The 14688-nt window shown below is 63.5% G+C and carries 15 protein-coding genes, 1 tRNA gene and 3 pseudogenes; 10 read left to right on the top strand and 9 right to left on the bottom strand.

Going from position 1 to position 14688, the window contains the following annotated elements; translation table 11 throughout:
• Nucleotides 1-77 precede the first annotated feature (77 nt).
• Entirely contained in the window at nucleotides 78-680 is a 603-nt protein-coding gene (locus ACLH0K_RS13080) for a TetR/AcrR family transcriptional regulator (RefSeq protein WP_411373992.1), read from the top strand.
• A gap of 43 nt (nucleotides 681-723) precedes the next feature.
• Here the strand turns inward: ACLH0K_RS13080 and ACLH0K_RS13075 are convergent, their stop codons facing one another.
• From ACLH0K_RS13075 to ACLH0K_RS13065, 3 genes are all read right to left on the bottom strand, one after another.
• On the bottom strand, nucleotides 724-1359 hold the full coding sequence (locus ACLH0K_RS13075; RefSeq protein ID WP_411373991.1) for a DUF2461 domain-containing protein: 636 nt from the start codon (nucleotides 1357-1359) through the stop codon (nucleotides 724-726).
• A 126-nt stretch (nucleotides 1360-1485) separates the two neighbouring features.
• Nucleotides 1486-2967: a catalase gene (locus tag ACLH0K_RS13070; protein ID WP_411373990.1), complete on the bottom strand. Its 1482-nt coding sequence runs from the start codon at nucleotides 2965-2967 to the stop codon at nucleotides 1486-1488.
• A gap of 25 nt (nucleotides 2968-2992) precedes the next feature.
• Nucleotides 2993-3460, bottom strand: a complete 468-nt coding sequence (locus tag ACLH0K_RS13065) for a Fur family transcriptional regulator (protein WP_411373989.1) — start codon at nucleotides 3458-3460, stop codon at nucleotides 2993-2995.
• A gap of 216 nt (nucleotides 3461-3676) precedes the next feature.
• On the opposite strand from ACLH0K_RS13065, the gene htpX reads away from it, so the two are divergent.
• The gene (gene htpX / locus ACLH0K_RS13060) at nucleotides 3677-4546 is read left to right on the top strand and encodes a zinc metalloprotease HtpX (RefSeq protein WP_411373988.1); all 870 of its coding nucleotides are present in this window, start codon (nucleotides 3677-3679) and stop codon (nucleotides 4544-4546) included.
• 111 nt (nucleotides 4547-4657) lie between these two features.
• On the opposite strand, the gene ACLH0K_RS13055 is transcribed toward htpX, so the two are convergent.
• Complete coding sequence (locus ACLH0K_RS13055) at nucleotides 4658-5149, bottom strand: YajQ family cyclic di-GMP-binding protein (RefSeq protein WP_138136122.1); 492 nt, start codon at nucleotides 5147-5149, stop codon at nucleotides 4658-4660.
• Nucleotides 5150-5248: 99 nt separating this feature from the next.
• Here ACLH0K_RS13055 and ACLH0K_RS13050 point away from each other — a divergent pair.
• Together ACLH0K_RS13050 and ACLH0K_RS13045 are read left to right on the top strand one after the other, a co-directional pair.
• A pseudogene (locus tag ACLH0K_RS13050) lies at nucleotides 5249-5434 on the top strand (hypothetical protein); the annotation flags it as partial.
• A gap of 165 nt (nucleotides 5435-5599) precedes the next feature.
• A tRNA-Tyr gene (locus ACLH0K_RS13045) sits at nucleotides 5600-5681 on the top strand.
• Nucleotides 5682-5775: 94 nt separating this feature from the next.
• Here ACLH0K_RS13045 and ACLH0K_RS13040 read toward each other — a convergent pair.
• Nucleotides 5776-6351, bottom strand: coding sequence for a hypothetical protein (locus tag ACLH0K_RS13040; protein ID WP_411373987.1), 576 nt, complete (start codon nucleotides 6349-6351; stop codon nucleotides 5776-5778).
• Between the two features lie 579 nt (nucleotides 6352-6930).
• Between ACLH0K_RS13040 and ACLH0K_RS13035 the strand changes: the two genes are divergently transcribed.
• Both ACLH0K_RS13035 and ACLH0K_RS13030 read left to right on the top strand, forming a co-directional pair.
• A complete protein-coding gene (locus ACLH0K_RS13035) occupies nucleotides 6931-8907 on the top strand; it encodes an Ig-like domain-containing protein (protein WP_411373986.1) in 1977 nt (658 codons plus the stop codon).
• 153 nt (nucleotides 8908-9060) lie between these two features.
• Nucleotides 9061-9159: pseudogene (locus tag ACLH0K_RS13030) on the top strand (CBS domain-containing protein); the annotation flags it as partial.
• Between the two features lie 116 nt (nucleotides 9160-9275).
• Here the strand turns inward: ACLH0K_RS13030 and ACLH0K_RS13025 are convergent.
• Together ACLH0K_RS13025 and ACLH0K_RS13020 are read right to left on the bottom strand one after the other, a co-directional pair.
• Nucleotides 9276-10133: a LysM peptidoglycan-binding domain-containing protein gene (locus ACLH0K_RS13025; RefSeq protein WP_411373985.1), complete on the bottom strand. Its 858-nt coding sequence runs from the start codon at nucleotides 10131-10133 to the stop codon at nucleotides 9276-9278.
• 490 nt (nucleotides 10134-10623) lie between these two features.
• Nucleotides 10624-11358, bottom strand: coding sequence for a potassium channel family protein (locus ACLH0K_RS13020; RefSeq protein ID WP_411373984.1), 735 nt, complete (start codon nucleotides 11356-11358; stop codon nucleotides 10624-10626).
• A gap of 75 nt (nucleotides 11359-11433) precedes the next feature.
• On the opposite strand from ACLH0K_RS13020, the pseudogene ACLH0K_RS13015 reads away from it, so the two are divergent.
• Nucleotides 11434-11628: pseudogene (locus ACLH0K_RS13015) on the top strand (4-hydroxybenzoyl-CoA thioesterase); the annotation flags it as partial.
• A 151-nt stretch (nucleotides 11629-11779) separates the two neighbouring features.
• Nucleotides 11780-12205 carry a thioredoxin gene (trxA, locus tag ACLH0K_RS13010; RefSeq protein WP_411373983.1) on the top strand — a complete coding sequence of 142 codons (426 nt, stop codon included), beginning with the start codon at nucleotides 11780-11782 and terminating at the stop codon, nucleotides 12203-12205.
• Nucleotides 12206-12271: 66 nt separating this feature from the next.
• On the opposite strand, the gene ACLH0K_RS13005 is transcribed toward trxA, so the two are convergent.
• Complete coding sequence (locus ACLH0K_RS13005) at nucleotides 12272-12550, bottom strand: putative quinol monooxygenase (RefSeq protein ID WP_411373982.1); 279 nt, start codon at nucleotides 12548-12550, stop codon at nucleotides 12272-12274.
• Between the two features lie 166 nt (nucleotides 12551-12716).
• Nucleotides 12717-13715, bottom strand: coding sequence for a DNA-3-methyladenine glycosylase family protein (locus ACLH0K_RS13000; RefSeq protein WP_411373981.1), 999 nt, complete (start codon nucleotides 13713-13715; stop codon nucleotides 12717-12719).
• A 153-nt stretch (nucleotides 13716-13868) separates the two neighbouring features.
• Between ACLH0K_RS13000 and ACLH0K_RS12995 the strand changes: the two genes are divergently transcribed.
• Nucleotides 13869-14264: a VOC family protein gene (locus ACLH0K_RS12995; protein WP_411373980.1), complete on the top strand. Its 396-nt coding sequence runs from the start codon at nucleotides 13869-13871 to the stop codon at nucleotides 14262-14264.
• Between the two features lie 16 nt (nucleotides 14265-14280).
• Entirely contained in the window at nucleotides 14281-14655 is a 375-nt protein-coding gene (locus ACLH0K_RS12990; protein WP_411373979.1) for a DUF1304 family protein, read from the top strand.
• Nucleotides 14656-14688: the final 33 nt, after the last annotated feature.

Raw genomic sequence — 14688 nt, 5'->3', positions numbered from 1 at the left:
CACGAATGCCCGTCCGGGCCTGCCCGGGCGGGCATTCGCCTGCCGGGCCGGACACCGCCGGCTTTTAGGATTAACATATGGCACGCCAGACACGACCCGAACGAAAAGCCGAACTGCTGTCTGCCATCCTCGACTACCTGATGGACAAGACCCTCGCTGAGCTGACGTTCCGGAGCCTCGCCGAGGGGCTGGGCATGAGCGCGTATGTGCTGGTGTACCACTTCGGGAACCGGGAACAGCTGATCAACGACATCGTGGTGTCCATCGAGTCCCGGCTTGACCGGATGCGGAACACCGACGTGCACGACATCGACCGCGCCGCCTGGCGCGAATTCCTGCTCGTCTCGTGGCAGTGGACCATGGCGCAGCGGAACCGTCACCTCACCCGGCTTGAATTCGAGGCAACCGCCCAGGACATCGTGGCGGCTGAACCGCGGGGGACGTCGCAGGAGCATTTCCGGATGCTCCACCACAAGACCCGCGACTGGCTGATGGTGCAGGGCATTCCCGAGGAATACGCTGATACCGACGCCCGCCTTTTCACGTCCACCTTTTACGGCCTGCAGTTCGATTTCGTGGTCATGAATGAACCTGAGGCGGCCACGAGAGCCTTTGAGCTGATGCTCTCGGTCTTCTTCAACAACCTTGAAAGCCGCCTGGCCGCAGCACAGGAGGCCTGAAGCCCCAGATGGGAAACACGGAGTGGCCCGGGCAGGCCGGTTGTCACGGAGCGGCGTGCCTGCCCACCCAATCCACCAGCGGGCGCAACGCCTCCCACAGCCCGGAAATCTCCTGCCCGGCGGCAGGGCTGTCCAGCCAGTCCGGCCGGCCAAGGCTAAGGCTCGCTGCCAGCGATTTGTACTTCAGGAGCTCGGCGCGCGGATGGTCGCGCGCGTAGCCACGCGGCACCGTCTTGAGCTTCTCGCCCTCCACCAAAAAGCCTGCGGCGGACACGGCGTCGACAATCTGCCGCAGTGCATCGCCGGTGCCGGAAGCATCTACGGAGTTCCGGTACCTTACCAGCTGGGCGGGGGAGTGGGAATGGCAGCCGCCGCCCACCAGCAGGCCGTCAGCACTAATTTGCAGGTAGTACCCCACGCCCTCCTGCACCGAGGCGAAGGCGCCCTGTGCCGTCTTATAGGGGGACTTGTCATTTGAGAACCGGATGTCCCGGTTGGGGCGGAAGAGCCGGCCCGGCCCGAACCGGGGCTCAAGCTCGGCCAGGAGCGAAGCCAGCGGATCATGGACCAGCGCCTGGTAGCTCTCCTTATGCTCCAGCCACCAGTCCCGGCTGTTGTTGTCCTGCAATTCGGCGTAGAAGTCGAAAGCACCGGCAGGTATTCCCTGGAAGGTAGTCATACAGCGATCCTAGGAAGCTGGCCTTCTTCCCACCACGGCAGGTTCAGCTATGTGGAAAGCGAAAGAACCGCCCTGCCACGGGTGTTGTGGCGGGGCGGTTCTGTGCTGGTTTGGTTGGGTGTGGGGTTAGCCGATTTTGTTGGCTGCCTCGGCTTCGGTGAGGGAGGCTGCTCCGAGGTTGGCGCGGAGTTTGGCGCCGAGTTCGGCGTCGACGTTGGTCCAGTACTGGATGGCGCGTTCTTTGATGCCGGGGCTCTTGACGCCGCCCACGGCGCCGGTGATGGTTTCGAGGAAGCGGGCCTTGGCTGCTTCGTCGTAGACCTCGCGGTAGAGGGTGCCGGCCTGGACGAAGTCGCTGTCCTCGGCGTGCAGGGAGTGCGCGGCGAGGGTCAGTTCGCCGTCGTTTTCCCAGCCGCCGGCGGGGTTTTGCGGTTCAACAGCTGCCGGTCCGCCCATGGTGTTCGGCGCGTACACCGGAACAGTGGGGGCGTTGAAGTGGTAGCGGGCTGCGCCGTCCTGGCTGTAGTTGTGGACGGTGTTTTTGGGCTGGTTGACCGGGATCTGGGCGTGGTTGGTGCCGACCCGGTAGCGGTGGGCGTCGGCGTAGGAGAAGATGCGGGCCTGGAGCATTTTGTCCGGGGACGCGGCGATGCCGGGCACGAAGTTGGACGGGGCGAAGGTGGCCTGTTCGATCTGCGCGAAGTAGTTTTCCGGGTTCTTGTTCAGTTCCATGGTGCCGACCTTGATCAGCGGGTAGTCCGCGTGGGGCCAGACCTTGGTCAGGTCGAACGGGTTGAACCGGTAGGTCTTGGCGTCCTCGTAGGGCATGACCTGCACGTGCAGGTCCCAGGAGGGCAGGTTCCCGGCTTCGATGTTCTCGTGCAGGTCGCGGATGTAGAAGTCGGCGTCGGACCCGGCCAGGGCTTCTGCTTCCTCGCTGGTGAGGTTCTTGACGCCCTGGTTGGAGTGGAAGTGGTACTTGACCCAGAACCGCTCGCCGGCTTCGTTGATCCACTGGTAGGTGTGTGAGCCGTAGCCCTGCATTTCGCGCCAGGACGCGGGCAGGCCGCGGTCGCCCATGAGCCAGGTGACCTGGTGTGCGGATTCGGGGGACAGGGTCCAGAAGTCCCACTGCATGTCCGCGTCGCGCAGGTGCGAGCCGGGCAGGCGCTTCTGGGAGTGGATAAAGTCCGGGAACTTGATCCCGTCGCGGATGAAGAACACCGGGGTGTTGTTGCCCACCAGGTCGTAATTGCCCTCGGAGGTGTAGAACTTCACGGCGAAACCGCGCGGGTCCCGCCAGGTGTCCGGGGAGCCGTTTTCGCCGGCGACGGAGGAGAACCGGATCAGCATTTCGGTCTCGACACCGGGCTGCAGGAACGCGGCCTTGGTGTAGGCCGAAACATCCCCGGTGGTCTTGAACGTGCCGAACGCACCGCCGCCCTTGGCGTGCACCACACGCTCCGGCACCCGCTCACGGTTGAACTGGGCCAGCTTCTCCACCAGGTAGTGATCGGTCAGAATGATGGCACCATCGGCACCAACCGACTTCGAATGCGAATCAGACGTAACCGGCGCACCGGACTGGGTCGTCGAAATGGCAGTCAATTGTTCTCCTATTACTTTGTACTTACTAGGGACGATCAGAAGAAAGTTGTTGGGACTGCTGGCAGTCCTGGCAGATGCCCTGGTACATGACGTCGGCGATCTGGATAGTCATGGGCTTGGAGTTTTCATCCCAGTGGGGCGTGAGGCAGGGGGCGTGCCCCACTGCGCAGTCCACGTCTTCCACGCGGCCGCAACTGATGCAGATGGCGTGGTGGTGGTTGTCGCCAACCCGGGTCTCGTACAGCGCAGGGGAGTGCGGGGGTTCGAAGCGGCGCAGCATATGCAGGTCCGTGAGGTCCCCGAGAACCACGTACACGGACTGCGCGGTCAACTCGGGGAGCTCCGCGCGGGCCGCCGCCAGAATGCTTTCGGCCGGGGAATGCGGGTGGCGTTCGACGGCGGAGAGTACGGCGAGCCGCTGCTTCGTCACCCGGCGTCCGTGGGCGCGCAGGGCTGCAGACCAGTCTTCGTGGCCGTCAGTGTGCTCCGTCATGGCTCCATTGAAGCACTTATTATGAATATCTCACAATAAGGGTTGGCTAACCTCGAGCGGGAAGGCGAAAAGAGCGAAAAACCTGTGCGAAGACGGCGGCGCCGGGAACGTGCCAGGCTGCAGCGGCTGGACGGAACTCCGCCGCACGCTGCCCAGTTTCTTAAGCTGTAACAGAAGACAGGAGCTGTAACAGCAGACAGGCAAAGGGGTATAAACGTGCACAAGCACCACAACGGACTGAAGACTGCGGCGTTGTTTGGCGTGCTGTGGGCCGTGCTGTTGGGACTTGGGGCCCTGATCGGTGCGGGGACGCGCAGTTCGGCGCCTATCTGGATCATGGCGCTGGTAGGCGTTGGCACCACAGCCTACGGTTACTGGAACAGCGACAAGATCGCCATCCGCTCAATGCAGGCCTACCCGGTCACGGAGGCTCAGGCGCCCCAGCTTTACCAGATGGTCCGGGAGCTCTCGGCCCGAGCGAACCAGCCGATGCCGCGCATTTACATCTCGCCCACAATGAGTCCGAACGCGTTCGCCACTGGCCGCAACCCCCGGAACGCCGCCGTCTGCTGCACCGAAGGTATCCTGCAACTCCTCAACGCGCGCGAACTCCGCGGCGTCCTGGGCCACGAACTCATGCACGTCTACAACCGGGACATCCTCACCTCGTCCGTGGCCGCCGCCGTCGCGGGCGTTATCACCTCGGTGGGCCAGATGCTGTTGTTCTTCGGCGGCGGTGACCGGCGCAACGCCAATCCGCTGGCAATGATCGCGCTGGCGCTGCTGGCGCCCTTTGCGGCATCCCTGATCCAGATGGCCATCTCCCGCACCAGGGAGTACGACGCCGACGAGGACGGTTCGCAGCTGACGGGCGATCCGCTGGCACTCGCCTCGGCCCTAACCAAGATTGAGCGCGGCGTCGGCATTGCGCCGCTGCCGCAGGACCAGCGGCTGGTCAACGCGTCGCACCTGATGATCGCCAACCCGTTCCGTGGCGGCACAATCAACAAGCTGTTCGCCACCCACCCGCCGATGCGCGACCGGATCGCCAGGCTGGAGCGGATGGCCGGGCGGCCACTCCAATAAGCGGCCGCAGCGGTACCTCCCGGGCACGTCGAAGGCCGGTGCACCCCGTTGGAGTGCGCCGGCCCTTGACGTGAAGAAATTTTTCGCATCGGTATCGACGCGCTCGGGTGCCTAGCTGCGGAAGTTGACGAACTGCAGGTCCGCTTCCTCAAAGTCCTTCAGCAGTGCCATGGTGGCCTGCAGGTCGTCCCGGGACTTGGACGAAACACGCAGTTCGTCGCCCTGGATCTGGGACTTGACAGACTTCGGGCCCTCGTCGCGGATCAGCTTGTTGATCTTTTTCGCCAGGTCCTGGGCGATGCCTTCCTTGATGGAGGCCTCCAGGCGGTACTCCTTGCCGGAAGCGTAGGGCTCACCGCTGTCCAGGGACTTGAGGGAAATGCCGCGCTTGATCAGCTTGGACTGGAAGACGTCCAGGACAGCCTTGACGCGTTCTTCCGAGTTGGCCTTCATGAGGATCTTCTCGCCGCTGAAGTCGATCTCAGCTCCAACGCCCTTGAAGTCATAACGCTGTGCAATTTCCTTTTGGGACTGGTTAAGTGCGTTGGCGACTTCCTGCTTGTCCACCTTGCTTACGACGTCGAACGTTGACTCGCCTGCCATGACTCTCCTTATGCGCGTGGGGCCCTGCGCGCCGGCAGGGCTAAATCTCTGCCTTCCAGCCTAATACGGATGCACTACCGGCTGGGCTGAAGGATTCACAGTTCCCTTTCGGCGGCGGCTGCCGCGGCTACTTCCATCATCTTCAGCCCAATTTTGGATGCGTCGTCCCGCATGGAGGGTGTCCATGCCGACCTTCAGCGGGCCGTGCAGCTGAACCAGATCACCGAGGAGCAGGCCGCGAGGTTCGAGGCGAAGCTGGCAGGGGCGATCCTGGGCGAACCGTGACGGCACTAAATTCCGCGCAGTTCCGGCGTTTTCCAACCGGTGCGGGCCCCGATTCGATTCTTCAGCGGAAGTTCTGTAAAGTTGTCTTGCCCGCGGTTACTGGAAGCGGAACGGTCCGGAAACGGACGTTCTGAAGACTGCAGCCGGGGTCTTCTTTTGAAGTTCGGCAGATTACCCGAGCGGCCAAAGGGGGCTGACTGTAAATCAGCTGGCACTGCCTACGGGGGTTCGAATCCCTCATCTGCCACACCGGACCCGTCCGGATCTCATACGAGATCCGGACGGGTTTTTTCTTTTGAAGTGATTGGGCGAGGTGCTCCTGTTGCCCCGTTCGGGTGGCATCAAGAAGCAGGCCGCGCTTCTTCTTCCGTGCCCATGCCCGAGGGCTGGACAGTGACGCGCGCTACCCTCGTGGGGAGATCGGCGTCTGGGGACGCCAGGATGATCCTGGCGTGCTCTCCCGGGTCGGCGCCATCAAGGTTTGCGTCTTGCAGGGCTGTGGCCTCACGTCTCAGCCCTGCACCTACGCCCTCGTCCACTGGGGTACCGTCGCCCATCGTCCACTTGAAGTCGTAGCTGTAGGTGGGGCCCCAGCTTTGGATAACGTCCGTGACCCTGGAGAAACTGACGTGGCGTCCCTGGTCGTCAAATACGTTCACCATGTACATGTCGACGGGCATGTTCCCCTTGCGGTTGTCCACATCGGCGACAAGGTATGACACGGGGTCTGCTCCGGCCTTCACCCTGTAGGCCTCAATCGCCTCCACAGCCGGGTCGGTGGCAGATGCCGGCAGCAGAAAGCTGATCTCCGCACCCGATGCAGTGGTGATTTTATAGGACTGCTCCGGCGTGGGTGTTGGAGGGGTCGACGCTGCGGCTGTTGAGGCCTCGGTCTTGGGGGCAGCTGGGTCCTGCACAGGTGCAGGAGCTGAACAGGCGGCAAGAGCCAGGACAAGTGCCGGCAGTAGGCTCAAAGGCTTCATGGTTCCCTCGCATATTTTGGAGCAAGAGTAGCCGAGAGGCACAGACTGCGGAAGTGGGATGTACTGGCCGCCGGTACTCAAATCGTTCTGCGGCGATACTTGCTCGAGGCCCTCTGCTAGGGGGTCGCCGGCGGCGGAAATTAGGGGAGTTACGTAGCCGCGATTAGGGATTGCTTTTGATTTTTCAGCACCTGACACTGGACGAACTTGAGGGTTCACCTTCTATTGCAGGGAGCAATGATGCGGTACGATTCCCCCTTTTTTCTTGGCAGACGCGGCAGGATCCACAGTGATTTCCGGGCCAGCACAAAGCGGGGTGATCCTCCGGAGGACCTTCGTCTCAACCGGTCGGGAAAGCTAAGCCTCAACTCCCTGCTAACGGCGCTGGTGCTTGCGCTGGCCGCCGTGGTGGCGCCGGTTCCCGCAACCGCCGCTCCGGGGGACGTTGGTGTCGAGGGTCCCTCGCACTCAGGGACGGGAACGCCTACGGGTACCAAGCGGCAGACAAACGCGTTGTGGTTCAACGACGGGATCTGGTGGGGAAACCTTTGGGACACTGCCAGTTCGGACTTCGAAATTTTCCGGTTTAATGCCTCGACAAACACATGGACCAGTACGGGCGTGACTACGGATACGCGGGCCAACACTCACCACGACGTGCTGTGGGACGGGAAGACCCTTTTCGTTGCAAGCTACCGGTTTGTCAACGACGGCCTGCCCGCTGAGGCCAATTTCCCGACCACAATGCGTCGATACAGTTACAACGCGAGTACTAAGACGTATTCGAGCCTGGGCTCGTCCCAGATCAACAACCAAAGAACTGAAACCTTGTCCATCGACAAGGACTCCACCGGCCGCGTGTGGGCAACGTGGCAGCAGGGGAACCGTATCTACATGAACGTCACCCGTACAGATGGATCCACCTGGGAAACGTCGTCCGGGTTCCCGCACCCCGCGTCGTCGACCAACGTGTCTGTCGACGACAACTCTGCCGTGATCGCCTTCGGCGGCAAGATTGGCGTGATGTGGAGCCGGCAAGTCGGGGACGCAACAGATGGTATGTACTGGAGCTATCGACCTGATACTGCCGCGTGGAACACCGGCTGGACGGTTCCTGTGGCGGCGGTGAAGGGCCAGCGCAGCGGTGATGACCACATGAACCTGAAGTGGCTGGATGCTTCCTCGGACAAGGTCTTCGCCGCGATCAAGACCTCGTACACCTCCTCGTCCCAGCCGCTGATCCAGTTGCTGGCATTGGACGCGTCGACCTCGGCGTGGACGGCACACACCATCGCGACCGTGGCCGAGTGCCCGAACCGTGTGATTGTGATGATTGACGAGAGCACGTCGCCTGCAACACTGCGTACGTTTGCCACCTATCCGAAGCCGACCGGCACAACAAACGCAGGGGTCTGCACCAGCTCGGGCGGCGCGATTTACGAGAAATCCGCATCTGTTGGCAACATCAGCTTCAGCTCGGCAAAAACTCCGCTCATTGTCGACGCCGATCAATATGTCCACAACGTAACGTCCACCAAGCAGAACCTCAACAGTCAGGCCTGGGGCACGTTGAACAGCGGTGTGCTGCTGCTCGCCGACGTGAATGCAACAAGCCGGTACTGGCACCACTACCAAGGCGGCGCCGGCAGTGGCGGCGGTGGTGGTACCACAGATACAACTCCTCCGACTGTGACGCCTACGTCTCCGGCTGCGAATGCCACCGCAGTGTCCCTGACGTCGGACGTGACGGCGACGTTCTCGGAAGCAATGAGTGTGTCGACAGTCCAGTCAGCATTCACACTGAAAAATGCAACAAGCACAGTGTCGGCGAGTGTGTCGCTTGACAGCACGGGCAAAGTTGCGACCCTGAACCCGACTGCGGATCTGTCCCCCGGGACGACCTACACGGCCTCGATCTCGACCGTGGCCAAGGATCTTGGCGGCAACGCGTTGACATCGCCGGTGAGCTGGAACTTCACCACGGCTGCGACGACCCCACCACCCGCAGGAGGTACGACCGTCACTCTTACCGCTATCGCTGACAGTTATGTCTTGAGCGGGTCGACATCAAATTTTGGTTCGAGCACGCTGCTGGCTGTGGATGGCAGCCCCGTTACGACCACATACCTGAAGTTCGACCTGACGTCCTATGCGGACAAAACAATCACTGGTGCGACGTTGCAGCTGCGCAGCTCCACCAGCGGGTCAACGGGTACCCAGAACGTCAAACACGTGGCTGACGACGGGTGGACCGAAACGGGGATCACCTACAGCAATCGCCCCGCTCTCGGCTCCACTGTCGGCAGTTTCGGGTCGACAGCCACCAATACCGACCGGAGCATCACTTTGGCGGTGGACGCCCTCAATGGCGACCTCGGTCCGTTCCTTTCACTCGGACTGGACTCCAGCAGCAGTGACGGCCTGGACCTCAACTCCAAGGAAGTGAATGGCGGACAATACGCACCGAAGCTGGTGCTCACGTTCCAATAGACCAGGACAGCCAGTGCACAGCCAGCTGGTAAGCGCGGCTCCCTGACAGGATAAGCCTCCGGAACCCCACGGTTCCGGAGGCTTTCTGCGTCCGGATATTCAGTGCAAACGGCCTGTCGACACTGTCCCGGGGCGGACGTAGGCTGGCGGTGAGTTGATGCGGATGCCAATGTGGACGAGGCTATCGACATGATGGAAAAGCACCAGGTCCGCCGCCTTCCCGTGATCTCCGACCACAAGATGGTGGGCATCTGGTAAACACATTTCCGAACGCCACCACGTCTAGCGGCACTACGAACGGCATGGCCTTGTCCGCGGAACCCGGCCTTGAGGGTCAGGATCCGCGGACAAGCTTTTGATGGGCGGAATCAGTTCAGCGCAATCAGCAGCATCTGGCTGGTGCCGGGAATGCAGGTCTGCAGGATGGCGCCAGGGAAACCGCCGAACACATTGAGGACATCGTTGGTGGTGCCCGGATTAGGAACCTGGCCCCTGGCCGTCACAGTGTAGGTTCCGTACCCGGCGATCGTCACCGTTTCACCAACGCCGATGCCCGAGAACCGTGCCCAGCCGCCGCAGTAGTCGTGCTCCGTGATGAACAGGGAATAGCCGTCGTTTGGCATGTAGTGGATAGGCCCGATGCAGGCGTCTACCAGCGATTGGCCGCCTGCGCCGGCAACATAAATGGTCCGGACTGCCGGGGCAGCCGGAACCGGCGCGGGAGCAGGGGCCGGTTCTGCAGCGGGCGCAGGAGCCGGTGCTGCAACAGGTGCCGCGGCGGCAACAGGGGCAGCCGGGGCAGCGGCCGCTACCGGAGGACCGGTAAGGAGAAGCGCCTGGCCCGGGACGATAATGCTGTACGGGCCCAGTCCATTGGCGGCCAGCATGGCATTTATGTCCACGCCGTGACGAGCAGCGATGTTGCCCACCGTGTCACCGGACACCACGGTGTAGAGATTCGACTCGGCTGCCGGCACGGGCGCCGGATCAGGAGCAGGCGGCTCAGGAGCGGGCGGCGCAGGTGCCGGGGGCACTGGCTCCGCCGCGGCAGGTGCAGGCGCCGGAGCCTCGGGAGCGGCGTCCGCCTGTTCCGCGGCTGCCGCTACCTCTGCAGGTGCCGCCGCGCCGGCAACCTGGCCGGCCGGCGTCGTACTTTGCTGTAGGGCATCCGGCCGGGCCGCGAGCGCGCCAACGCCTACTGCTGCCACGACGGCGGCGGAGGCCATTCCTGCCCATAACTTGTTGCTGATGGCGGGGCGGCCGGTTGTGAGACCGTTGCGGGGTTCATCGGTGGCGAAACTTCTGCTCTCGGTTTCGCCGGTGGTGGTGAAAGGCTGATTATGGGTGGCTCATCGGGGTCGGTCCCGGCTGGCGGCGCCACAGTCGCTGTAGCGGGCAGCGGGGCGGATCGGGATGCAGCACGCTGCAGCACCAGCCAATGCCGGAGCCGCGAAACGGTGTGCGATGGAGGCGTCCGCATACCCAGAAAATGCGGGGCTCCGCGTGGAAGCGGGCACCCGGGAGGCCAGCCCAGGGGACCCGCAGTGCGTCTTCGGTCCTAGGAATCCCGAGTCTAGTAAGCCGACGGCGCCGGTAGCACCAGTAGGAATTACCCGAATTTCCCGGACGGCTACTTGGTGGCTTCCGGACCTGCTACGCAAACACCATGCACCGGCTACTTGCCCGGCCCTTGGCCCGGCGTCAGGCGAAGAGTTGTTACGGCATGCGCTCTTCCTTGAGCTCCGCGATTTCGCGGCGCAACGAGGCAACCTCGGCCACCAGTTCCGCCACCTCGGTCCGCACCGGTTCCTCGACGGCTTCGGCAACCGTTTCTGCAGTGTCTTCCACCCGCTGGACCAGCCATGAGGCGATGGATGCCGTCACCACGCCGAGGACGGCGATGCCGCTCATCATCAGGGCCGCGGCTACCAGCCGGCCGATGGGCGTCACCGGAAAGAGGTCCCCGTAGCCCACGGTGGTGATGGTGGTGATTGCCCACCACAACGCATCGCCGAAGGTGACGATCTTTGCATCGGGTGCCGCCTGCTCCACGTCCAGCACTGCGAGGGCGCCCACGAAGATGAGCATGGCCGCCGATCCTGCCACGTAGGTGGCCACCCGGCCCCGAAAGGTTTCGCCCACCGTCCGGTGCAGGACTGACAGCAAGGTGACCAAACGCAGCAGCCGCAGGGGCCGGAAGAAGGGCAGTGCCACAATGAGCAGTTCGTGGAGATTGCGGACAAACCAGTCCCACCGGTCGCGGGCGAGCCACAGGTTGACGGCGTAGTCGAGCGCGAAGATGACCCAGGTGGCCCACATGACGGCTTCCAGCAATGCTGCGGTGCTGCCGTCAGCCCGGCCAATGACCTGCCATGCATACGCCGCCAGGAAGACGAGGGCGGTGGCCATCAGCGGCCACTCCGCCAGGTCCCGGTAGCGTTGCTGGGTCATGGGGAAATCCTACGCGGAGCCCGCCCGCGGGCCTGCCACTCGGATGTTACCCGCGGGTAGCATGAGGGCATGCATCTTTACGCACGTGCTTACATCGCCACCCGCCTGGTCACCAAAGCCGGGCCGGTCGGCCTGGAGGACATCTTCAGCGAGTTTGGCGCCCCGCCTGCGGACCTGGTGCTGCCGGAGTGGCTGCACGAATGGCGCGCCTCAAGCGCCCTGCCCGGCAGCCGCACCCCTGCCTCGCACCTGTGGGACGCGGGCGCCTGAGCTTTTGCGCCGCCGTCGCACGGTTTAAGCGCGACGGCGGCCGGCCCCGGGGTGCATTGTGTGCCTGTCCCGGGTTATTCCCAATGACGCGGGAAGCGAACATGGGCATCCCGGCCACGACAAAGGGCGCCAATCCGCGTAGCGTTGACCCATGGCTACCCTTGACATCACAGGTGAACAGTTCGCATCAACCATTGAGGGCAATGACATTGTCCTGGTGGATTTCTGGGCTGACTGGTGCGGGCCCTGCAAGCAGTTCGCCCCCACATACTCGGCTGTTTCCGAGAAGCACCCGGATGTCCTCTTCGCCAAGGTGGATACGGACGCCGAACAGCAACTCGCCGCTGAAGCCGGCATCTCCTCCATCCCCACGCTGATGGCCTTCCGCGAGAAGGTTTTGGTGTTCTCCCAGCCCGGTGCGCTGAACGCCCAGCAGCTCGAACAGGTGGTGGACGCAGTGAAGGGCCTGGACATGGAGGAAGTCCATGCGCACGTGGCGCGCCAGCGGGAAGAAGCCGCCGCTGCTGCCAGCAAGCAGGCCGGGCCGCAGGACGGCACGCAGATTCCCGACTTCTAAAACTCCTTAAACAGGAACCGCGGGGCCCTCCAGGTGGAAGGCTCCGCGGTTTTGTTTGGGGCCGCCTTAGATGCGCTCCAGCTTGACGGGCTCGGCCAGCAGGGCGCTCAGCGACTCGTTCAGGTCCTGCACGGCGATGCCCTTGGAATGCTTGTCCAGGTCCTCCTCGGAGGCCCACTGCTCCGTGAGCACCAGCTTCTCCTCGGTGGCCTCCGTGAGTTCGTAGCGGATGCAGCCCGGTTCGTTCACCACCTCGTCGATGGCGATTTCCAGCGCGAGCTTCACACGGAAAAACTCGCCTTCGTTGGGGATGAACGTTGCCTGCAGGTCGATGGGTGCACTCATGGATTTCACAATACCGGCCCCGGCCGCCCTGTCCGTTCTGTTGCATGCGGGGACCGTGTGTGCCCACCGATGGTCTCGGCGAACAGTTCACGCTCGTCTTGACCAGGCAGGTCGGCGGGTTGAACTGGCTGGCAACCTTCATCCCGGCCTGGTCCGGGGCTTCCTGCTAGTGCCGGCGATGGTCCTGGATGGTCATCCGCGGACCATATACAGGTTTGCGGAAGCCGCTGCTCTGGATCATCCGCACCACGCGCTGGCGGTGGCCCTGCCACGGCTCCAGCAGCCGGAGCATCCCGGCGTCATCGGTCCGCCGGCCGGTCAGGGCGGCTCCCACATACGCGGCGAGATGGTAGTCGCCCACCGAAATGGAGTCAGGGCAGCCGTGTGTCCGCTGCACCACCTCCGCCGCCGTCCAGATTCCAATACCTGGGATGGTCTGCAACTTCGCTCCCGCCTCGCCAGCCGGCAAAGCGGCCAGGCGCTCAAGCGCGGCGGCGGAACGCAGCGCCCGCATGACGGTCGCCGACCGCTGTGGCCCTACACCCGCCTTGTGCCACTCCCAGCTGGGGACCTGCAGCCACTGCATAGCAGTGGGCGGCACCACCAGGCCGGGAGGCGTGGAGGATCCTGCCCGCGGCGCCGGTGTTCCAAAACGGTGCACCAGGTACCGGTAGGCCCGCCGGGCCTCGATCACCGTGACCTTCTGCTCAAGGATGATGGGCACCAACTGGTCCACCATGCGCCCGCTGGCCGGAAGCCGCAAAGCCAGGCTCCGGCGTCGTGCTTCCCGCACCATGTGGGGAAGCGTGGCATGGAAGGCAGGTTCGTCGAAGCCGCGCCAGTCGTCGTCAGCGCCCAGCAGCCGGGGCGCTGCTTCCACGGCCGCGGCGGCGCCGGGACCCCATGCCTGGATGTCCACGAACGGCTCCGGCAAGGCCTGCGGACCGATGCCGCCGCCCGCCGGGCTGAGCCGGAGCGTGGCCGGCCCGTCCGGCGTCGTAAAGGCATTCCAGACCACGCCGCCCTGGACGCTGAAAGAGGAGTCACTGTTCCCGCGCAGCAGCGGCCCAATGGTCCTGCCCAGGCTGTACGGGGCACCGGGATACCAGCGCAGGGACACGTCAGCCGCGGCAGCCAGACTGGAAGGTGCCTCTGCAACGGTCATGTTTCCATCGTCCCACGCTCCTGTGGCACCGGGCCTCCGCAGGATCGCCCGCGGGCGGGAAGAATGCCCTTAACCAGCACCGGTACCGGGACTAGACTCCACCCTGTAGGAGCCGGCAAAGGCGCCGAACGGCCCGAAAACCAGGAGGAAGCAATGGGCGGAGTAGTGCATTTCGAAATTCCCGCAGACGACCAGGAGCGGGCCAAAAAGTTCTACCAGGACGTCCTTGGCTGGCGGATCGATCCCGTCCCCGGAATGGACTACAACATGGTGGTCACTACGCCCATGGATGAGTCCACCGGCCAGCCCGAACCCGGGGCAATCAACGGCGGCATGTTTGCCCGCGAGGCGGACCTGAAGACGCCGGTGATCACGGTGGACGTGCCGGACATCAACGCCACCCTCCAGACCGTGGAATCCATGGGCGGCGCCGTGGTCAAGCCCAAGGAAACCATCCCCGGCATGGGCTCCTTCGCGTACTTCAGGGACACCGAAGGCAACGTGATGGGCCTGTGGGAGAACCTTCCCGCGGACAACCAGCCCGCGTAGCGCCACGGGAACCGTTATGGGTACCGCTGCCCAGGTGCTGGCCGTCATCAACGGAATCGTCCTGATCACCGTGGGCCTCCTCGAATCCTTCCGGCACGCGGACCAGCGCCTTTACCCGATCTTCCTGATCAAGCCCGAGGACACCGCTGCCGTCCGGATGTGGTCGTTCAACCTGGGGTTCTACAACATGATCTGGGGCTTGTTCGCGATCACCGGCGTGGTGCTGGTCAATTCCGGGGAGGTCACGGTGGGCCGCACCATGGTGGCCATGATGTGCATCGCGCACGCCATTCTCGGCATAATTCTGATCATCAGCGAACGCAGGCTCTGGATCAGCGGGGTTGGGCAGTCGCTGTTCCCTGTGGTAATCCTGCTGCTGATGTTCGCCTGAGCATGCAGGGCAGGAAGCGGTAGCTTTGTACTT

The sequence above is a fragment of the Arthrobacter sp. MPF02 genome, assembly GCF_046605375.1.
In the GTDB taxonomy this organism is placed as follows: Bacteria; Actinomycetota; Actinomycetes; order Actinomycetales; family Micrococcaceae; genus Arthrobacter.
Note: the sequence above shows the minus strand (reverse complement) of the source record. Positions and strands in the feature narration are given on the sequence as shown.